The organism is Mucilaginibacter phenanthrenivorans, assembly GCF_024721155.1.
Classification (GTDB): Bacteria; Bacteroidota; Bacteroidia; order Sphingobacteriales; family Sphingobacteriaceae; genus Mucilaginibacter; species Mucilaginibacter phenanthrenivorans.
On record NZ_JAHVAP010000024.1, the window covers coordinates 19245 to 39494 of the forward strand.

Annotated in this window: 19 protein-coding genes; 11 read left to right on the forward strand and 8 right to left on the reverse strand. The window is 42.5% G+C overall.

The genetic code is table 11. The annotated features are described in order from the left end of the window. The first annotated feature begins 34 nt into the window (after positions 1-34). The 5 genes from KXD93_RS30185 to KXD93_RS30205 all read left to right on the forward strand — a co-directional run bounded on the left by KXD93_RS30185 (position 35) and on the right by KXD93_RS30205 (position 2876). Complete coding sequence (locus tag KXD93_RS30185; RefSeq protein ID WP_258141287.1) at positions 35-283, forward strand: hypothetical protein; 249 nt, start codon at positions 35-37, stop codon at positions 281-283. Positions 284-297: 14 nt separating this feature from the next. After that, a complete protein-coding gene (locus KXD93_RS30190; protein ID WP_258141288.1) occupies positions 298-1071 on the forward strand; it encodes a DNA-formamidopyrimidine glycosylase family protein in 774 nt (257 codons plus the stop codon). Positions 1072-1122: 51 nt separating this feature from the next. After that, entirely contained in the window at positions 1123-1365 is a 243-nt protein-coding gene (locus KXD93_RS30195; RefSeq protein ID WP_258141289.1) for a hypothetical protein, read from the forward strand. Positions 1366-1754: 389 nt separating this feature from the next. Next, positions 1755-1946: a hypothetical protein gene (locus tag KXD93_RS30200; RefSeq protein ID WP_258141290.1), complete on the forward strand. Its 192-nt coding sequence runs from the start codon at positions 1755-1757 to the stop codon at positions 1944-1946. A gap of 48 nt (positions 1947-1994) precedes the next feature. Continuing rightward, positions 1995-2876 (forward strand): hypothetical protein, encoded by an 882-nt coding sequence (locus KXD93_RS30205; protein ID WP_258141291.1) that lies wholly within the window; start codon positions 1995-1997, stop codon positions 2874-2876. A 38-nt stretch (positions 2877-2914) separates the two neighbouring features. On the opposite strand, the gene KXD93_RS30210 is transcribed toward KXD93_RS30205, so the two are convergent. Then, positions 2915-4123, reverse strand: coding sequence for an RES domain-containing protein (locus KXD93_RS30210; RefSeq protein ID WP_258141292.1), 1209 nt, complete (start codon positions 4121-4123; stop codon positions 2915-2917). Positions 4124-4273: 150 nt separating this feature from the next. On the opposite strand from KXD93_RS30210, the gene KXD93_RS30215 reads away from it, so the two are divergent. From KXD93_RS30215 to KXD93_RS30230, 4 genes are all read left to right on the forward strand, one after another. Next, complete coding sequence (locus KXD93_RS30215; RefSeq protein WP_258141293.1) at positions 4274-5551, forward strand: winged helix-turn-helix domain-containing protein; 1278 nt, start codon at positions 4274-4276, stop codon at positions 5549-5551. Further along, on the forward strand, positions 5551-6852 hold the full coding sequence (locus KXD93_RS30220; protein WP_258141294.1) for a hypothetical protein: 1302 nt from the start codon (positions 5551-5553) through the stop codon (positions 6850-6852). Before KXD93_RS30215 ends, KXD93_RS30220 begins: the two co-directional genes overlap by 1 nt. A gap of 7 nt (positions 6853-6859) precedes the next feature. Further along, positions 6860-7879 carry an FRG domain-containing protein gene (locus KXD93_RS30225; protein WP_258141295.1) on the forward strand — a complete coding sequence of 340 codons (1020 nt, stop codon included), beginning with the start codon at positions 6860-6862 and terminating at the stop codon, positions 7877-7879. A gap of 82 nt (positions 7880-7961) precedes the next feature. Further along, a complete protein-coding gene (locus KXD93_RS30230) occupies positions 7962-10091 on the forward strand; it encodes an AAA family ATPase (RefSeq protein WP_258141296.1) in 2130 nt (709 codons plus the stop codon). Here the strand turns inward: KXD93_RS30230 and KXD93_RS30235 are convergent. From KXD93_RS30235 to KXD93_RS30260, 6 genes are read right to left on the reverse strand one after another with little or no spacing between them, the layout of a single operon-like run. Beyond that, a complete protein-coding gene (locus KXD93_RS30235) occupies positions 10088-11224 on the reverse strand; it encodes a hypothetical protein (protein ID WP_258141297.1) in 1137 nt (378 codons plus the stop codon). The two genes, KXD93_RS30230 and KXD93_RS30235, sit on opposite strands and share 4 nt — an antisense overlap. Beyond that, complete coding sequence (locus KXD93_RS30240; protein WP_258141298.1) at positions 11221-11664, reverse strand: hypothetical protein; 444 nt, start codon at positions 11662-11664, stop codon at positions 11221-11223. The genes KXD93_RS30235 and KXD93_RS30240 overlap by 4 nt, the downstream gene beginning before the upstream one ends. A gap of 2 nt (positions 11665-11666) precedes the next feature. Further along, on the reverse strand, positions 11667-13985 hold the full coding sequence (locus tag KXD93_RS30245) for an argonaute/piwi family protein (protein ID WP_258141299.1): 2319 nt from the start codon (positions 13983-13985) through the stop codon (positions 11667-11669). Between the two features lie 7 nt (positions 13986-13992). Continuing rightward, positions 13993-15030 carry a PD-(D/E)XK nuclease family protein gene (locus tag KXD93_RS30250; RefSeq protein ID WP_258141300.1) on the reverse strand — a complete coding sequence of 346 codons (1038 nt, stop codon included), beginning with the start codon at positions 15028-15030 and terminating at the stop codon, positions 13993-13995. Beyond that, positions 15030-15635: a hypothetical protein gene (locus KXD93_RS30255; protein WP_258141301.1), complete on the reverse strand. Its 606-nt coding sequence runs from the start codon at positions 15633-15635 to the stop codon at positions 15030-15032. The genes KXD93_RS30250 and KXD93_RS30255 overlap by 1 nt, the downstream gene beginning before the upstream one ends. Next, positions 15632-16258: an RNA polymerase sigma factor gene (locus KXD93_RS30260; protein WP_258141302.1), complete on the reverse strand. Its 627-nt coding sequence runs from the start codon at positions 16256-16258 to the stop codon at positions 15632-15634. The genes KXD93_RS30255 and KXD93_RS30260 overlap by 4 nt, the downstream gene beginning before the upstream one ends. Positions 16259-16431: 173 nt before the next feature. Here KXD93_RS30260 and KXD93_RS30265 point away from each other — a divergent pair, with 173 nt between their 5' ends. Then, positions 16432-17943 carry an alpha/beta hydrolase gene (locus KXD93_RS30265; RefSeq protein ID WP_258141303.1) on the forward strand — a complete coding sequence of 504 codons (1512 nt, stop codon included), beginning with the start codon at positions 16432-16434 and terminating at the stop codon, positions 17941-17943. 13 nt (positions 17944-17956) lie between these two features. Further along, positions 17957-19408, forward strand: a complete 1452-nt coding sequence (locus tag KXD93_RS30270; RefSeq protein WP_258141304.1) for a hypothetical protein — start codon at positions 17957-17959, stop codon at positions 19406-19408. A gap of 347 nt (positions 19409-19755) precedes the next feature. Here the strand turns inward: KXD93_RS30270 and KXD93_RS30275 are convergent, their stop codons facing one another. Continuing rightward, entirely contained in the window at positions 19756-19998 is a 243-nt protein-coding gene (locus KXD93_RS30275) for a helix-turn-helix domain-containing protein (protein ID WP_308726313.1), read from the reverse strand. Positions 19999-20250 lie beyond the last annotated feature (252 nt).

Consider the following 20250-nt stretch of genomic DNA (forward strand, 5'->3'; position numbering starts at 1 on the left):
TAAGGAAGTTCTTTAGCACAACTTCTTGTTTTAAATGTTTTATTTTGTAACGATGGACGAGATGGAAAACCCGGTGATTGGGTTCGGCTTAGCCTATGGTAATCAATTGATCTATTGTGAAGCAATGATGAAGGACAATTATTATGACGTGCATTTCGATGGTAATTGGGTGGCGTCGATCGCACATAACGATGATTGGGACTGGATGCAGGCATCCGGCGTGATCCTGCCCGGGGAGACCATTGCTGAGATCGGTTTAAGGATAGAAAGTCATTACCAATAACTACCAAAAAAGATATGCCTGAAATACCCGACCTAAATATATTCAGCAGCAACCTTGCCAAGCGGCTTGTGGGCAAAATATTAACCAACATCAGTATCCTGGTTCCGCGAAAACTCAAGGAACCCGAAACCGGCTTTAAGGCCGCGCTTGAAGGACAGCAACTGATTGCTATCAACCGGGTTGGCAAGCAGTTGTATTTCGCTTTCGGGGATGGGCAGGTCTTGGGCCTGCATCTGATGCTCTATGGGTCGATGCACTGGTACGAGGGTACAAACGAAAACAAGTTCACCATCGCCGAATTGCTGTTTTCGAATAGTACGGGCCTTGCGGTTACTGACTGGCAAAAATCCGTGATGTTGACGCTCAACCCGGAAATATCAACGGTACCTGACGCCATGGCGCTGCCGGAAAACTACCTGGTTACAGCACTGAAGAAAATTGGCCGCCCGATCAAAACGGTACTGACCGATGGAAAGATCGTCCAAGGGATCGGTAATGCTTATGTAGATGAGATCCTTTACGCCGCGAAACTCTCGCCGTTTTCCATATCCAACAAAATTCCTGCAGAGAAAATTAGTATCCTGACCTATGCGATCAAACAAGTGTTAATGAATGCTGAGGCACATATCCTCAAAAACTTCCCGGATACCATTACTGAGAAGGAACGGGATTTTCTAAAGGTCCACCTGCCTAAACAAAAGCTGACACCAAATGGCGAAGGTATTCTCGTAGCAGAGATCGCTTCGCGAAAAACGTACTACACCGAAGGCCAACAATTATTTGAATGAGTTAGGACATTGTAGGACGACATTCAACAAAGTATTAACATTATAATCCAGTTGGTATCGCTATTCTTCGCCAGCTATGCTAATGAAATATTAGCGACAGAGATTAACCTAGGGAACAAGAGCGGCGGGAAATACCACTCCTGGCTGGTACTGGATAATGAAAAGCTGAACGACAAAGGCAATAAAGAAATCAAAAAGTTCACCGAAAATTATGGCTATGACCTCGAGCAGACCCTTAAAGGAAAAGGCATTAAGGAAATGGATGATCCAAAAACAATGGAAGACCTTTTCTGATCCTTAAAGAAAGGCAACTCCCAGCAAGTCACCGTTGAAGAGATAATAAAGAACAGAAGTATTTCATATTAGCAAATCCTCAGTTCAAAACCGTGGACGTTTTGGATCATCAAATGAAAAAGATCAAACGAGAAGAATTGCTAAAACCCGAACAAAAACAAACAACCGGCAAAAAGCAAGGTGAGCAGCAATGAGTTTGTCAAGCGACCCTGAAGGTTAAAGATTTGCATATTATCCTGTTCGGTCAACCAACGAATGATAATAAATAGTTATCTATTGTTCATTACCATCCACGAGAAATAATCTTCTGTGTTTAAAGTTGTCTGATCTTTTGTAAGGCGTCAACTGTTTAACTTAAAAATCGATGTAAAATTTAAATAATAAAAACCATGTCACTAGAGAAAACTTTAGTGCTGCGCGACCAACATATGGTTGCCGCCATTTACGGCACCTCGTCTGATGGCTTTACGCCAAACCAACCTATAATCCTGTTTTCCAGAGAAACCCGCATGGCCTGCCTCCGATTTATCCGGCAGGTGTTTGACCAGGGCAATAACTGTTTTAAGGTGGATTTAAAATAAAACGGAATTGCCTAAGGATTAGCCTGCATATAATGCTAATTTTAGGCTATGAACGATACCCTGAAATTCCTGGATAGTGTCAAAGACCGGCTGGAAGAAGTCTCCTATGAGGAAATCTACCAGTCGGTTGCTGCTATGCGCGATAAATTTGTACCTACCGCGCTTATAAAAAAAGGTGCTTTTATTGATCGGGTCAGGGTTCATAAAAAGCCAGATGACTTGTTTCTGAGGGAAGAGGATATAAGTTATATCCATGACCAGGAAGTGATTGATAAATATGTGGGTTATGGCAGGGCTAATAAGGAAAAGCAGGCCGTGTTTTATGGAGCTATTCTTTCTCCTAAAATCAAACATCCCCGCGTTGTCGCTTATTTTGAAACCTCACCTATTCTAAAGAATCTCGACAAATACCCTGAGGTTACTGAGTATTTTACTTTAAGCCGCTGGCGGCTGACACAGGATATTGAAGTCATGGAAGTAATCTTTAGCGATGAGGCGCTTAAAGTGAGCGAATATGCGCAAATGTCTCTCGCCAACCAATTGAAAAACTATAAACACCTCCCCTTAGCTGCTGAATATGAAGAACAGGGGCGGTTTTTTGCCAACCAGTTTGCCCGTAGCGATATAAAGGATGGCCAGGATTATAAGTATAAAATAACGGCGGCTTATGTCAACTACATCTGGGCTAAGAGCCACCTGAAGGGGGTGACTTATCCAAGCGTACAATCCGAATACCTTGGTCAAAATGTTGCCTTACTGCCTGAACTGGTCAACAGCTCCCTGCAACTGGATGCACCGGTCGGCATTTTTAAGTTTGAAAGAAAGGGAGGCGTTAACTTGCCGGTTGACAGCACCAAAGTAGCGATGGATCTGGGGAAGGATAACGCGGCATTCGTTTTTAAAGATTACTACGATGGCGCATTCAGATAACTGTAGAGCTCAATTATAATTAGGATAAAGGGCGTTTGCTAATCGACTATTTTACATAGACCCCGATTGATGTCCTGTTCTACCTTTTTAAATTTTAAACCAAAAAACTTTACGCCATTAGCATACTCAACATTTACCTTATCGTTTCTGCTTAGGTTGCTGCTTTTTATAGCTGCTGATACTACAGGTTTTGGCTGCGGTTTCCAGCCTACTGGTGCAAGGTTAAATGAAAGACTTTTAGGAATATCAGGCCCGTTGTCATACCGAATCTGTTTATTGGGTCCTGTTTGCATCATTCGGAATAAGCCAAACAATTCATCAGCCTTTTCTTTGTTGTATAATATTTCTCCTTTTTTAAAATCGAAGGCAGTTGTACCAAATGATCCTATAATGCTATCGGTAGTCGGTTCCGCAATACTCGGGTCGAGATTTTCATATTCATCCAGGATAAATTTGGTTTCAACACTGTAGAGATCATATTTTTTTAAAAGCAGGTCATTCTTGATGGCAATATTATCACCCATTTTTTTCCTTTGTACACTGGGAAATATTATCGCTTCAATATTACCGGCGCTCGGTACAGGATAATACAATTGATCAGAAGAAATTAACGCGCTGAACAAGTAATCCCTTGGCCTAAGCCGGTCAACAGGTAGCGAAAAAATCTCGATGAAGAATTCCTCTAACAGGTAAAATACTTTTTGAAGGTCATGAGAGATTTTAGGATTATCAGTCTTTTCGGTTCTGATAACGCTGCACACGGCCTTTGCGCCTGGCTTTAATTGAAATCGTGAGATCGTAATAACGTCCCCCTTTTGTGGTTTGGTTTCCCAATAAGCAGAGGCTTCATCAAGCGCACAATAGGCAACCTGCTGTTCGGGGATATTACATCTGCCAAAAGTGCAATATTTAAGCGGTGGCGCGAGTAACTCGACTATTTCGGTTAAATAGTTCAATTCCTTCCCCTTGCCTGCAAGAATGCGGTTGTTGTTGGAAATCCTGACAAGAAATCCAGGTAATTCCGCAGCGCTGGCCATGGGTTTTAAATTGAAAAACGTGCTTATATTTTGTTTGAACTTTTCAAATTCATCCAATGGGAGGTCATGTATTTTCCCAAAATATCCACGATAAAAATTCAGCTTTTGAATAATACTTTCAATGCTGTTGAGGTTCATAACTTCTCTGTTCGTCTTATTGTTGGCGATTTTTTCTATCAAACCAAATTCGTCAAATACAGGTGGGATCATTTGATAGTTAAATAAACAATAAAAATACGGAAATCTTCAAAGGCTTTTTTTAGAAAATGCACTAAGCCTGCATAATATGGTTGGTGGTATAGCGCCTTTTAACGACATTTAACCTTTCATAAAATATAATACCTTAATCGCCTTATCACAATGGCAACAATTGATCTTCATGACGTTATAATTGATGTTTTACGAAATGCAGGGACACCCTTACGGGCGACTGAAATCGTAGATATTATCAGCCGGGATGGCTTGTATCTGACAAAGGATAAAAACCCACCGGATTACAATCAGATTTATGGTAGAATCGGCAAATATCCTCACCTGTTTTCATGGAAAGATGGGATAATCACCTTAAGGAACTTGCCACGGGAAGAACGACTGTTCCGGTTGACATGGAATACAAAAGGCTGGGAATTGCCCATAAAGCACGACTGGCATGAGGAAGACCAGGGCAAAACCAATGTGGCCTTTGAAAATCAATACGGCTTTGGCGGTGAAGAATGGCTCTTTAACGCTCGATACCTTTCAAATGGATTTCAATATGGCTATATCCGAGGGGCGAAAGATCTCACAGCAACAGTGGCATTTGTAACCACCGCATATCTATTCACAATTCACCAGGAAAGCGGCGACCGCTACCTTGTTGGTAAAATAGAAAATTTGGAAATTATCCAGCCTGGTGATGCCGCTGAATTGGTGGCGCATGAGTTATATAATCAATACCTCGATGAGTTTGTCAATGAAATTGAAATGGCCGATGGCGACTCTGACGCGATACAGGTAGAAGGATTTCAGGCTAATGTCCGCTTTAAACTCATCGGAAACGAACTTTTTGAGGTCCCCAAATTGGTTCCGGGCCTGCGTGGCAGGCAATATAACAGGTTTATACCCTATAAAGTTACTCCAGCCTTACTGGCTAAAATGGATGGCTATTTACCAAAAACAGGCTTTAAATTCAATCCAGGAATAGCAACTGCCAGCGAAGGTTACGAGCGCCACACCAGTGCTACACAAACCTCAGTAAAACGGCATCATACCAATATCACCAATGCATTAGTTAAGTATCTCTCACCGGAATTTACCGAGAACAAGAAAAACCTGTCCGTTGAGAAAACGGACTTTGGATCAAAAACAGCCGATATAGTATTACAACATGCTGATAAGATTATCTCGATCATCGAGGTGAAGACTTCAGCAATGGCCCGCAAAAACATACGGGAAGCGATGGGGCAATTACTGGATTATGCACTTTGGTTTGAGGATGTTACGATAACTGAGCTCATCATAGTTGCCCCGTCTCCATTATCACCTGAAGAAACAGCATTTTTTATCCGGCTTCAAAATCACTTTAAACTGAAAATAAGCTACTGGCAATTCCTGGAAAATGCCGGCAGACGCCAAACACCTTTCCTTAAACTATTATAATGAACGCACACCTGAATATCTTTAATAACTACCGGGAGGATTATAATAATCCGCTTGAAAATAACCTCACCCGTGCCTTCATCATCACGCTTAAAAATGAACCCAATCTGTTGCGGGATTTCATGTACCTGATCAGTAATGAAATGGTTTGGGATGAAATCTTTGTTTCCATCCAGGACAAAAACAAGGATGTCGGCGGCTTTAAAAGAATTATCGGTTTGGCGCTGACTTCTGAGGATATACCGCAAAAAGCCATCGATCAAATTGCCGCACATGGCTCGACTACACCAATACCCGATTTCCTGATTTATAACGGCAGCACCTTAATTGTTGGAGAGGTGAAAAAGCATAGCGAAAACCCCATTGCGCAGCTTAAAAATCAGTTGAATTATATGATCAGCAACAGCGAATCAGAGGAAGAGCCAGCTGTTGTACAATACCAGGCCCTAAGCTGGACGGTCATTTTAACAAAGCTTATCATTCCCCACATAAATTATAACCAGCGTTCAGTCCTAAAACCCTTATGGGCATTGAATTTCAAGGAATATATCGCCACCCATTATACCGACTGGCTTCCGGTGCCCACATTAGATAAAATCGACTTTAAAACGGAAACAGATTCAGTCACGAATACCCTGATCGAGAAAAGATTATACTCTATTCAAAGCCTCACCCGGTTTGGAACGCCGCAATATTGGGTAGGTGGCAGGATTACCCTTCCCCTAAACTTTGGTTGGGCAACCGAGGCACATGTTATCCTGACACGACACCATAACAAAAACCTCGTTCAGGTGACCATTTGGCCGGCAGATACCAAGGCCCAGGGGCATCGAATCTTTTCGAGAAGTCTGGATTGGGTAAAATCTACAGAACTGGATACTCCTTACGGGAAATTTAAACTGGATATCAATCCTTATATAAAATTTTCACACGTCATGGGCAGGTGGATCGGCGCAATTAACTTTTACAATGATTTTCAGGCAATGGGTAAAGCATTTCATAACCAGAAAAACTTCGAGCGTTATTGCCGTAGCTGGGACAGAAGTGAATGGCCAAAGCTGACTAAAATGTTTGATGATGATTTTAGCAAGGACTTTGAATGGCGGGATGAATTGGGATGGGATGATAAATTTGAGCATTCAGGCAGAAACTTTGTTTTTATTTCCATGGGCTTTGAATGCAATACATTTATCCCATTCGAGGAATTTCAAAAAGCTGAAAAATCAGATCCTTCCGGCAAACAGGCGGCAGCACTACTGGAAACTAATATCGAATCGTTTCAAAAATTGGTAAATCAATAATAGTTTTATGTCACCTTCGGAAGACGAAATCTTTGCTGATCTATGGGAAAAGGAGCAGCAACGGCCCAAAACAGAGGATCTGCTTCAGTACAGTTCCCTCCGGGAAAAAATGAATGCCTTTGGCGGTTATCAGAACTTTGAAAGCGGAACTCAGTTTCTTTATTTTATCAAACATGAGCTGCCTGAAATATTGGCCGGAAAAAAGGTGGTATTCCGGGGAATGACACAGGCAAAATACAGGTTGTTCAATAAAGCACAGCGTGCCTACCAGGCAAATAAATCCGCCAATGTTAAGGATGAAAAAACCTTTCACAGTTCTATAGAGCAAATGATAGGCAATGCCCGGACGGTCAATAATTCCGTGCTTGCTAATTTCTTTAAAACAGCCGGTTTAAGGGATAATGATGTGGCCATCTTGAGTTTCTTGCAGCATTACGGCGCGCCCACGCCTTTCATGGACTGGACGACTGATCTTTATACCAGCCTTTATTTTGCCTTATCAAGTTGCACGGATGAGCAATTGGAGCGCTACCAGAATGGTCCCGCTACTTATGAAATAGATGATTACTTCTGTTTTTACATGTTGATCGAAGATCATATTTTGGATATGGTTTCTTCTTTTAGTCAGCTAAGCATCAGCAGTAAGTCTGCGGTTAAATACAGAACGTTAAAAAAGAAGAAATTTCAATATATAGATGAGCGTTTTAAGGGCGGTAAACCGGTCTTTTCACTGGTTAATAACCTGCACATCACGAACCAGAAAGGTTTGTTTATCTATAACAATTCCTCCCACATGCCATTAGAAGAAGTTTTTCTTTTACACTGGACAATGCACTACCTCGGCAATATGTCTAAAGGACGAAAGACACCCCGCACACCGATGATGTGCATCAATTTTCATAAATCCATCGGACACCGACTTAGAAAGGTATTATTGGAGTTGGGAATTAACGATGAAACCATTTATTCCAAACCGGAAGTGATCGCCAAGAAAGCAGTACCTGAAATACTTAATGCTTTAGGCTGAGATAATTCTTTTTTCATTCAGAAAACCTTCCCTTAATGGATAGTTATTTTATTGGTTGTCTATCTATTACGAAGACCTGTCATTGATTAAATTTTCTGCGCTGCTTTGTTTAACTTCGGGCGTGAAAAGTGAAATGTCTGTTCAGGATCTGGTCATCAAATTTTTGGAGGAAACGAACCAAACGATTTTCCTCACGGGAAAAGCCGGAACCGGTAAGACTACTTTTTTACATCGGCTCAAAACGTTAACAACCAAAAACTTTGCTGTTGTCGCGCCTACGGCGGTCGCTGCCATTAACGCAGGCGGCAGCACGATTCACTCTTTTTTTCAGATCGGTCCGGGCCCACAAATCCCAGCTAACGAAGAGCCATTGGCTTTAAGCATCAGCCGTGAAAAATTACTGCTGCTGACCAGGCTTGAGCTATTAGTGATTGATGAAATCAGTATGGTTCGGGCGGATACCCTTGATCATATCGACCGCTTGCTAAGTCAGGTTAAAGCATCGACACAGGCGTTCGGTGGCGTACAAGTGTTAATGATTGGCGACCTGTTCCAGTTGCCTCCGGTATGGGAAAAAGATTGGGGTATCCTTAGTAAATATTATTCTGGGCCATTCTTTTTTAACAGCAGGGTGATCAGTGCGGCGGGGCTCAAAACATTCGAACTGACTAAGATATATCGCCAAAAAGATCCGGCTTTCATTGCAATCCTGAACCAGATACGGGAGGGCGAAGTGGATGCCAAAGCGCTCGAACCATTAAACAAACAACGAATCGGCGACACTGCACAGGCAGTGGGTGAAAGAGCGGACTTTGTGACGTTATCGACCCATGTAGGCAAAGTGAATAAAATCAATCGGGACCGGTTGAGTTCCCTCGAAGCGCAAAGTTTTACTTATAAGGCTGATGTCTCCGGAGATTTTTCGGAGGAGGCGTTTCCGGTGGAACGGGATTTGGTTTTGAAAGTCGGTGCCCAGGTGATGTTCGTCAAGAATGACTCTTCAGGCAAAAAACAATATTATAATGGAAGAACCGCCCGTGTCACTTTTTTAAGCAATACCAACATTACCGTTACATTTTTGGACGACGGTTACACAATCGATGTACCAAGAGAGACCTGGCAGAATGTGAAATTTGCGCTATCGTCGAATGCGCAAAAGGTGGATGAAACAAGTGCCGGAGCATTTGTTCAATATCCATTACGGCTGGCATGGGCGATCACTATTCATAAGAGCCAGGGCCTCACATTCGACAAAGTGATCATCGATGTTGCGTCGGCATTTGCTTCCGGACAAACTTATGTAGCGCTTAGCCGCTGCCGTAGTCTTGAAGGTATACTTTTATTAAACGAGATCCGCCCGGAAAATGTGCAAACGAGTCGGGAAATCCGGGATTTTATGCATCGAGAGACTGCGGTACCGCCAGTCATGAATGATCTAAATGCGGCGAAACAAGCTAGGCAGCGAAACTTGATACGGGACGTTTTTGATATGTCTGTTATTGCTTTCGCCTGGGGTCTTTTTACTGCTAAACTTCGGCAGGTTTTAGACGAGGGCGATGAACTGCGTCAATTAAGCGATTATTCAAAGTCAGTCGAAGCTGAACTAAAGAAACGCGGCCAGCAGTTTATCGCCAAAGAAATAGACAAAGCAACACCTGATGACCAAGTGATGATCACAAAAGACCGCCTCAAAACTGCTGCGGATTACTTTCATCCCAAAATAATGGCGGCACAGCAGTACATCGAAACCGCTTTTCTAAGTAAAGCCAGATTGGATCATGAAACCGAATTTTACGTGCGTTATAATTATCTTCAGTCGATGATGCGTTCAAAATTAGCGTTGCTGGAAGCCATTTCTTATCTCGATTCCAGCTATGAGATACAACAAAAAGGACAGGACGCAGTGGTCAACTACCGTCCTGCCTTTAAAAACTGGCAACCGAAAGCTCAAGTCAAAACACCAGAAATTACGAATCCTGAGCTCTATGAAAAATTGTTGAGCTGGCGAAAAAACACAGCTGAGCTTAAAATGGTACCCGAATATTCGTTGATTTCTGAGAAAACCCTGCGGGAGATTGCCAAAAAGATACCCGGTACCTACAGCCAACTGGCACTGATCAAAAACTTCGGGGAACAGCGGGCAAAGGAATATGGTGGCGAATTAATCGAACTGATCAACGCGCACTTCGGTCAAAGCGGACAGTTATTTTAGCGTGTTAATCCAAATTTATCATACAACGCGTTTACAGCACTGGTTTCGTACATATTGAATGTTTCGGGATGTGCTTGTGCGGTCGTCCACGCTTCGTTCAACAAGTCGGATATCGGCGTATCCGCATTACCAGTCAGTTCGGTGCAGGGGGCAAGGTCGGCATTATCGTAAAACGCCACGAATTCTTCAATGATCAGCTTTAATAACTTATCGGGAAATAACATTTTATAAGCCGCCGGCCTGAATATTTCCGTATCGCGCATAAACACCTGCCAGGCTGATTCGATTTCGTTTTTTTGGTCATTCAATCCAAGCTTTTCCAGCATGAGAATGATGATCCGCATCCTGGCCTCATTAGCCGGATGGGTATCGCTATAATCAAATATTTTTGAAGAGCCATGGTCGGCTGAAATCAACTTTAGATTAGTCCATCCGTATGCTGCACCGGTCATATAGGTGCCTGCCAGGTCGCAGGAAAATTCTTCAAGCCACGAAACCTGCCATAAATATTTGGCGCGCTCAATTTGCGCACCAAAATGCTCGAATTGCCGGCGGTCTTTTAGGGAAATCACCTCTTTGGTAAAGTGCTTTTCAATTTCTACACCGGATAATTCACAACTTCTGCCTTGATACATGGAATAAAGGAGATGCCCTATTTCATGGTAAAGGTCCGGTAAATTCAATAAACTATTTTCTTCACCCGAAGGGATGGCGATGATCTCAAACATTGGAACCGCCCAGTAATAATAATCATGATTACTGATCGTAGACACAATGGGTGGCAGGGAGGTGATCCGATGTTCTTTGTAGATCTTCGTGATCAACCTGTAAAAAAAAGCTTCTGCCCCGCCGTAGTTTTTGATGGCCAGGAAGCGGTACGCGTGGTAAGCGTTAAACTCGCGGTTAAGTCGGTTATATAAGAAAAGGTAGTTGCCCGATAAAGCGTCATATTCCAGCGCTCCAATTTCCAATGCCTGCTGAATTGGCATCCGGATCTCTCTGATCTTCTGAAGCGTGCTGTCAATAAATCTCGAGCGGTAGTCTTCATGGTGGTCCATGCGGTCGATTTCTTCAATGACCAGGTCGATCCGGTGGAGCAGATCTGCATATAGTGCCTTAACAAAATTCTTCATCCTCGTGTCGTCCGAAGTTTACGATAAAGAACGGACGCTTCATTGTCCAAAATTGAAACGAACCGGTCTATATCTGTTAGCTCGTCATTATCAAGGCTCTGGTTGTTCTTCAGCTTACTGACCGATTGGTGGATGTGCTCCCTATACTCCACATTGTCTAGAATATGCTTTCTGAAAAGCCGGTTCTCTGCCAGTTGGTAGATATAGTTGGCAGGGTCGCCGTGTTCGTAAAAATCTTCCAGTTTTGAAAGTATCCCCAATAATTCTTGTTTCGCTTTAGCTACTTCGTCTTCCGCTACCTGGATCTTCGGATGGGCCATTATAACTTGTTTGTTAGCGGCCATGTTTCGCCGTTTCAGGACAATCACCGAACCATTTAACTCGTTGGTCAGATTCGCTACGTTGGTGTACTTTTTATAAAGTAATGTGAAGTCGCTCATAACTATTCCTCCAAAGCATCTTGTAAAATTTGCAATTCTTTAGCCTGAACGTTTGCATAGGTAAACTCATGCGCCACATCTCGGATCAGCAGGTCAATGAGCTTCAGTGGTAAAGGGAGTGATGAAGCTCTGTCAGGCGCGGTGAAATTCAGTTGGGTCATCGCAAAAACATCGTCGAGTGCCTTTGCAAAATCAATCTCCCCGGAAGCTAGGCTTACCCTAATCGGATTGGACGAGCCACCGACATCATAAGGGAACCCCGTATTGAATATATAAGCTTCCTTATCCTTTCTAATTGGAACAACTGTCCCGCAGATGGGGTTGGCCAACACATTATTATCACCTCGCACGGCAGCACGGATTGGAATCGCAGAACTTTTCGCGACATCCAAAACCGCAAGTTTTATTTCCGCATGCCCAATTTTATTTTCAGACCGCAACTTTGCGATTGCGGCATCCAGCGCTTTTTGCTCCTCTCCAAAAGACATGCCATCCCGTAGTACTATGATGCTTTTTGGGAACTCCTCGCCGCTTTCCAGATGCCGGCTCAAAATACTGACGATCTTATCACGGATCAGCCCAAAGTTTATTTTTTCGTTACGGTGCGTATTCCCGGCCTTTTTAGCGGTTTGTTCCACATCAAAAACAATTTTCTGGCCGTTCTTAAAGAAAAAGACAAAACCAGCAAAAAATTCGTGTGCATCTATGCCAATATACAGGTCGTAGTTCAAATCTTTAGCAAGGGCATAAGGCCACTTATTGTTGACCACTAAATACTTGAAAAGCGTGTTAACCTGATAAGATTTAAATGGCTGCATTTTTTGGTCTGGTACAAAGTATACTTCATTCCCTCCTTTGCCAACGGAGCGCACGATATAACGCTTTAGGCTTTTTTCACTGATACATTTTAAATTGATCTTCCCGGAAAGTTCCTTTTTTACCAATTGGTGCAAATTGTGGCTGAACCAACGATTGCCAGGCAGGTTTGGCAAAACAAACAAACCGAAATTACCATTCAAGCCTTTATTGTTGATCATTGCTTCGAAATCTTTGCATACTTTTTCCGCAAAGGGCTTCTGCCGGGTCGAATACGTTACAAGTTCAAAACCAGGAAAATTAGGATCCAGCGCTTTCATGGCTTTATTAAAATGCTCTTTGATGCAAATCGCCATTGCCACCGGCAAGCTGTCCGGTACGAATATGTATTGTAAGAGGTATTCATCGTCATTGAGCAGTCCATATTTGTAATTGAACTCCCGGCGGCGTTTTGGGTATTGATATAGTTCAGAACCACGCTCACCATTTCTGGACTCATATGGGTCGAAAATATGGTTATGAGCATATTTTAGCGCAGGTAAGTCGATCACCCGGCAATCCATGTTCCAGGTGTTATAGGATATTTCCAGCTTCACACCGGCGAACATAAGATCTTGAAAGTAGATCTTCACAAAAAAAGCGGCACTGTTAAAGCGTTGCGGCGGCTTGTTGATCGATAACCGGTGAAGGCCGTTGTCAGCAAAGTGGATCGCCTTTGCTAGGTCAGCCGCACCTTCCATTTTTTTCTCACTTGTTTTGGTGTATGTATGGTAAAATGTCGGGCTTTCAGGGCTCAAAGGTTGCGGATATTCTGCGGAAGCGTAACGGCCTTTGCTGGTAATATAGTCGTACACCGTTCCGTTAAAATTGTCTTTGTCGAAGCGTTGTGTTCCGATTGCTCCGCCAATCGCACTACCTTTTACAGTATACCAGTCATCCCCATTCTGGTAAATAAAATTCTTACCGTTGACATAACTAGCCCATTGTTCTTTCGGTAGTTCTTTCAAAATTTCGCTCAGTGTCCGTTTATCAGCATACCGGTAAGCCAAGTCAACCACCACGAAAAATTCACCCTCCTGATAGTGTACGCGGTATTTGAAACCGTTGTAAATATCTGTTTGAATATCCTCTGAGTTTTTACTCGGGTTCTTCTTGAGATAAGTATTGTTACTGCCGCTCCACAGGCCTTTTTTGCGGTTCAATTGATACTCGATGGCATTTTCAATAAATCGGACGGCAAGAGCCATATTGGTATATGACAGGTCAGTCGGATCGAAGTAAAATGTTTCAGGGAGCGGTTTAAGATATATGTTTAATGGCGTGCCTGGCAGGGTCATATCCTGCAATTCCGCATCGGAACGAACGGCAATATATTTCTTGCCACCATGCCACGCTTCTGAAACAACCCCACGGGTCGACGACGCCAGGTGTTTAAGCGCGTTATTGAAGGAGGTGTTGTAATCCTTACCCTCCGTGATGTCGCCCTCCAGCGATATATCTATCAACCGATAGCTAAACCGTAAGGTTTTCCAGTTCCTGATCCTGTACCAGTTTAAGGTATTTTGCTTCATCATAATTCAATCCATTTAGAATGACGTGTTTACACAAATTTTTAAAATTACAGACAGCACAGGTGGAAACCTTACTCGTCCTTTCATAGTCTTCGATGTCCAGTTCGTCCCAGGGCCTTGACTGTGATAGCTCCTCCTGATCGTCACTTAACAGGTAAACTGAATCTAAAGCATTGGCAACAGCATCTTTATTAAATACATGTTCTTTATATTTTCCGTTGAGCAGGTTGAACTCAATCAAGTTGACGTCGGCCAGCGTCGGCAAAGGCCTCCATTTTTCTTCGCGGTATTTTTGTCTTGAAAATCGTAAAGCAACAATGCCACCTAGCAATAATTGGCGGGAATAATCAGCATCATCCTTTTCAGTGACCTTCCAGTCAATGACATGCATTGATTTCCCCATGTAGCTAATCAAATCAATTTGGGGTTGAACCTTAACGCCATCATATTCGTACTTCATCTGTTTGGCGTCAGGGCGAAGGTACGTGGCGGACAACAGATACTGTTCCATATTCTTACCGAATGCGGGACTTGGGTAGGTCGGAAAATCCAAAAGGACCTTTTCTATCGTCGCATAAATTTCAAGCAGGTCTGTTTCCTGAAAAGGCGTCAGGGATTCGTGAACGTCCAAAATTGCCCAATCTGCACCTGCTTCCGACCTGGAAATGTCGCTGTCATGATAGAACTGATTTTTTGAAAACTCAAACTGCTTTTTAGCCACTTCTACGCCACGCTTTGCGATTGCCTGATAATCCGGTATTTGGCGATCGACATAGGCCGGAAGTATTTCCTTCGTGATCATCCAGTCTATGACTGAACCTTGCCACATTTTAAGCGTTTTCATTTTCGATAATTCGTACGCTTTTCTTCGGTAGGGATTGGTAAAAGTGTGCAGGGCCGTCTCATAGGCGAAATAGAATTTCCTATGACATTGGCGCAGCACCTGCAACTTACTGATATTCCAATCCTTGGTGGTCATTATAATGTAGTATAGAGTTCTGACAAACGGTTCGTATAATTCGTTAATGCTTCTTCATTCTGATATAAAAAGCTTTCGTCCGATTTAATTCCGGACAGGTCTTTTCCAAAGTCACCCCTGATTACACCCTTTCTGAAAGCTGGCTGAAAATTCAGGTTCCCAAGAGCCATCGTCTTGTTCTGCGCTTGGAGTTTATCAAATGTCACCTTGATTGCAGCCAATGCACTGTCAATACCAAGGTCTAATAACTTTAAGAGCTTAACCAATGATTTCACAGGAATGCTGTTCGTAAAAACCAAATCTGACCTGATCGCTGACAGTAATGACGGCGTCAAGCCAGTTCGCTGTTGCACTAATTCATCCGAAAGCTGCTTTGCAACTGTTGCCTCTTCTACCATCGTTCCCAATGATGCTTTGCTCAACTCCGCAGCTAGCGCTTCCAGCAATTTATTTGCCTTTTCTGCTGGCAATTCCTTATTAATAGATTGCCCGAAAACGAACGACGCTTCAAGTTCTTCACTGATCCCAGCAGCGACATCACCTCTTCCGGTGACGTATGCTTGTAATGCATGCTCAAATGGCATTATATTCCTTTGCTTTTTCATTGCAGTTTTCCTTTAATGATATCCATAGTTTTCTTTTCTATTTTGGCTTTGGTCCGGAGAAACCTCACCTTTAACTGATTATTCTCTATACCAAGCATGCTGGCAATATCCTCGTAGCTATAATTATTCATGCGCAGGAGAACAATATCCCGATCAGTATCATTAATTGTTAAAAGCGCCTTTTCAAGGGCAGCGAATAATTGATTAGGCGCATTGCCTTCGTCATATAGTTCACCACCATGATTTTCAATGAATTGATCAGTGAACTCCATTGGCTCATTTTCATCGTCAGCTTCATTGTATTCCTGTTGCCAATCCACCGTTTTAAATTCAATCTCCTCTTTCGCCATTCTGGCGCGCACGAACATGAGGTTGTTGTTTTTATGTATCTTAAAAAGCCAATTTGTAAAATGCTTCTCCGTTGAAAATTCATAACGACTGATCACCTTCCCTACGGTTTCTAATGTTTTGTATAGTATGTCATAAGCCTCATCTTCATCCAATTCCCAATTCCTCAGGCTGTATTGGTACAACGATTTGCCATAAAAGTCATATAAAAGTGCAAGTCCGTCCCGGAGGTCAGACTGAAACTTAGAAATGACTTGAAGATGCTTTGCTTCCATGCTTTACTTATCTATATGCAACGAGGTTACCAAAAAGGTATCCCACGGACAATAAAATTAAAAAATAATTTGGCGTAAACTCACAACCGTAAACAGTAACCGTCAAACATATATAATAATAAGGCATATAATCTGTGCTTTTTACTAATTTTAAAATACTTTAATGCCTTGTCATGAACATTCAATTATTTTTTGAATTTGAAGCATCAGAAAGAAACTCGATCGCTTTAACCGTCAATGGAAAATCTGTTGGACTACAGACCGTGGATCGGAAAGGCAAGCGGGTCTACACCTACAACTTGGTTGAATATCAGCAACCCGATTTAGATCTTACTGTAACTTCCTTAGATGGGCCGACGACTTTGACGGTTGTCGCCGTGAATAATCAGCAAGAACTTAGTCATCTGTTATTTTTGGATGGCGCGCAGGGTTCAGTCGCGATCTCTTTCGACCTGGCGCAAGCGGGTTGGTATAAAAAGGCCGATGAGAAAGGAATGCCAGATTCCTGGGATGTCGGCATCAAATGGGCGCGACCGGAAAATCCGTCTATGCCAGATCGTCCCAGTGGTCGCCGAGCGCCCGGGAGACGGGCCCGAGTAAAGGCCATGAAAGGAAGAACTGCCGATTTTAAAGTTGACTTTGACTTTTACGACCGGCAAACAAAAAAAGCAGATTTGCTGGTATCCAAAGCCGAAGTTGTAAAGTCTATTCTTGTAGATGTATTTTACGCTACAGACCGCGCCAAAAAGGCTAAGAAAAAAGGAATAATCTCCTATAAAAACGAAAGAGGTGACCTGGAGCTTGGCAAATGTGTTGTCAATGTACCTGGTGAAAGAAAGAAGGGTGAATTACCTCAGCCACCATGGTACTATTTCGGCCTTCACGCCGATGAAAGTAAACACATGGTGATCAAGACCGCAGAAACGCTCGACGCGAAAACATTTTTTGCCGGTGTACAGACTAAAGTCGCAGGTTCGCCTGAAAAAGACGCCTTTGTATTTCTGCATGGTTTCAATGTTAGTTTTGAGGAAAGTATATTGCGGGCTGCACAAATTGCGGTTGACATCGGCTTCCGGGGCGCCCCTATCGTTTATAGTTGGCCTTCCGTACACAATGTACTAGGCTATATGGCCGACGAAGCGACGGTAACAGGGTATTCGGTAGACAATGTTATACAATTGATCAAAGATGTGAGGGTCAACACTGGTGCTGAGCGTGTTCATCTCATCGCGCATAGCATGGGCAACCGATTATTAACCGAGGCATTAAAGGCCTTGGCATCAGAAGGGTTCACCAAGGAATTTCTTTTTAACCAAATTATCCTTGCGGCACCCGATATTGATGCGGAGGTTTTCGTAAAGCATATCGCTCCGAAAATCAGTGGAACAGCAATGCAATTAACTTTGTATACATCCATGCGCGACAAGGCGTTATGGCTATCAGACAAGTTACACGGTGATAAACTCCGTTTGGGAACAGCGGCAGAGCAACTAGCTGTTTGCGCAGGAATCGATACGGTTGATGCATCCGCCGAAAGCACCGGTCTTTTAGGTCACGGCTATTTTGCAGAAAGCAAGGCAATGATTGACGATATTCACCAGGCGATACGTTTCAGCCACACACCGGAAGAAAGAAATTTGAGGAAGCGTATTTCAGGTAAGTTGTTTTATTGGGATTTTAATTGACCGGAGGCCAGCCATGAGTTATACCAATAGAATCGCCGCGGATGTCGCTCATGAGTATCGGGCGCTGGACGACCTTGACCATCATCTCGAAATGTTTATGATGGGGTTCGAACAGGACCATCCTCATGAAAATATCAGTGATGTGGAAATGACTTTTGAAAAAAGGATCATTACTTCAAGAACAGCATTTTCGGGCAATTACCCGATGTCCCTGCGTTTTGTTAATTGTTATTTCCAGGGAGAGGTTAATTTTTACAGCGGGATCTTTGCCAAAAAAGTGTCATTCGAACATTGCTTATGTGATGACGAGTTTTATTTCTACCCGGAAACCGAGTTCAAGGACGAATTTAATATCATCAACCTGGTAGTTCACCGACAGGTTTATGTGAACGGCGGGAAATTTGCGAAATGCTTGTGGAGTATTGGAGAAATGGGTACGGTCACCATCGCCGGAGGGCATTTCGAAGAACTCAATATCGGCTATTGGGGAGGGACGGAATTAAGAGAATTGACATTGGATAACCGGCGTAGTTCCGGATTTATTAAAGTATCCGGCGAGAACAGTAGAATAGAATTTCTACTTATCTTCCAGTCCTCTAAGGATCTAATTATTTCAATTGAAGATATTGCTTTAAATATTTTAAGTATTTACCGTTATCGGAATGACGCAGGATTTCGTTTAACGAATATCAAGCCCATTGTGATAGAACATCCCAGTGAAATTTCCATTGCTGAATCCTATTTAGGGAAAGCGGAATTCTACAGTGTTGATTTTAGACAATTTGAGATCGTGTCGATCGTCAGTACCCACCTTACGGATGTATCGTTCGTTAACATCGGGTGGAAGTTTGCGATCAAAGCGCTTAAAGGTTCGCGGGTAGGAAAAACAGCCGAGGAGGACGCGTTGTTGCCAATGCTGGAAGCATTGAAAAAAGATTGGTTTGCTGAAACGATAAATGGAGACCCCTTGAGAGAAGACAAGGGAGTTAGACAATACTTTACCCATCAACGGGAGACCTATCGGCAACTAAAATTCGCTTTGGGTAAACAGGGTGATGTCATTAACGAGCAAAAATTTCACACCCTGGAAATGAGGGCTTACGATAATAGCTTACCACTCTCTGCTGATTTCTGGACTGTGTTGATCATTAAATTCAGTTTTTGGTTCAGTGATTTTGGACAAAGCTTTATCCGACCGCTGAATGCGTTACTAATCGGTCAATTCCTATTAATGTTGTTATTTATAAATGCAGGCGGCATTAAAGACGTGACATTGTCATTGGGTAATTCAAACATCCAGGGTTTTCAAATGGCGTTAGAAAAATATTTTTTTTTGGTAAACCCACTAAGAAAAATTGACGGAAATCAGTCTTGGGCGCTTGTTGTCGTCGATCTTATTATGCGAATATGGGCATCTTATATGCTTTACAATATTGTACGTGCAACTCGTCGGTTTATCAAGTAAAATTTATAACATCTTGTAATTAAGCAATTGAACGTCGTCATTATTTAACGAGTTTCGTGAACTGTGCTGAAAATTGATACCAAATGGCCTTAACCAAGGATAACTGAACATTATCAATATTTATTGAGACTATAATAAAGTAGAAACATGACTTGCGGCGGGGTCGAAACAATAGCGTTAAAAAGGATAACTGAACATTATCAATATTTATTGAGACTATAATAAAGTAGAAACATGACTTGCGGCGGGGTCGAAACAATAGCGTTAAGGATTGCAGTGAAAAGCCCGGAATGAAATGAGGCCTTGCAGCGAAAAGCCTGGGCTGAAAGCAACGCCAAGCTAACAACTTAATTTGTCTTTTCTTTTGGCAGCTTAATTCCCTCAGATACGTATTCCAAGAGTTCAGACGGATTAACCTCAATGGCGAGTGAAATCAGGTAAAGCTCTTTAACTCTTAAATGAGATTTAGGATTAATCGAAAGTTGACTTAATCTAAATGTACTTATTCCTGTCATTTTAGAAAGCATAGCTTTATTGACAGCCCTCCTAGCTAAATACAATCCCAAACGTGTCAATGTCTCTATAGTCAAAACAATCTCTTTTCCTAAAAATATTCTGATTATTTTTAAGTAGGGATAGTTTTTGCTTGTGAATGTTTTATCTCTATGTTTTATAGATTATTACTCTATTTTTTCTAAAATAGAAGCTTCAAAATATTAACATGGGAGCTTACCAATCGCCTTCTGATAACGAACTTCTCCAACTCTTAAAACAGTCGGACCATTGGAATATTATTTCGCTGCTTTGACATAGCTTGTTCCTGTAAGCTTTCCAAGTTGTTT

Bases quoted from the DNA above. Each gene is read 5' to 3' on its own strand.
- KXD93_RS30190 (WP_258141288.1), top strand. From the start codon at position 298: ATGCCTGAAATACCCGACCTAAATATATTCAGCAGCAACCTTGCCAAG.
- KXD93_RS30225 (WP_258141295.1), top strand. From the start codon at position 6,860: ATGTCACCTTCGGAAGACGAAATCTTTGCTGATCTATGGGAAAAGGAG.
- KXD93_RS30220 (WP_258141294.1), top strand. From the start codon at position 5,551: ATGAACGCACACCTGAATATCTTTAATAACTACCGGGAGGATTATAAT.
- KXD93_RS30235 (WP_258141297.1), bottom strand. From the start codon at position 11,224: ATGAAGAATTTTGTTAAGGCACTATATGCAGATCTGCTCCACCGGATC.
- KXD93_RS30205 (WP_258141291.1), top strand. From the start codon at position 1,995: ATGAACGATACCCTGAAATTCCTGGATAGTGTCAAAGACCGGCTGGAA.
- KXD93_RS30185 (WP_258141287.1), top strand. From the start codon at position 35: ATGTTTTATTTTGTAACGATGGACGAGATGGAAAACCCGGTGATTGGG.
- KXD93_RS30270 (WP_258141304.1), top strand. From the start codon at position 17,957: ATGAGTTATACCAATAGAATCGCCGCGGATGTCGCTCATGAGTATCGG.
- KXD93_RS30210 (WP_258141292.1), bottom strand. From the start codon at position 4,123: ATGATCCCACCTGTATTTGACGAATTTGGTTTGATAGAAAAAATCGCC.
- KXD93_RS30215 (WP_258141293.1), top strand. From the start codon at position 4,274: ATGGCAACAATTGATCTTCATGACGTTATAATTGATGTTTTACGAAAT.
- KXD93_RS30250 (WP_258141300.1), bottom strand. From the start codon at position 15,030: ATGACCACCAAGGATTGGAATATCAGTAAGTTGCAGGTGCTGCGCCAA.
- KXD93_RS30255 (WP_258141301.1), bottom strand. From the start codon at position 15,635: ATGAAAAAGCAAAGGAATATAATGCCATTTGAGCATGCATTACAAGCA.
- KXD93_RS30200 (WP_258141290.1), top strand. From the start codon at position 1,755: ATGTCACTAGAGAAAACTTTAGTGCTGCGCGACCAACATATGGTTGCC.
- KXD93_RS30265 (WP_258141303.1), top strand. From the start codon at position 16,432: ATGAACATTCAATTATTTTTTGAATTTGAAGCATCAGAAAGAAACTCG.
- KXD93_RS30240 (WP_258141298.1), bottom strand. From the start codon at position 11,664: ATGAGCGACTTCACATTACTTTATAAAAAGTACACCAACGTAGCGAAT.
- KXD93_RS30260 (WP_258141302.1), bottom strand. From the start codon at position 16,258: ATGGAAGCAAAGCATCTTCAAGTCATTTCTAAGTTTCAGTCTGACCTC.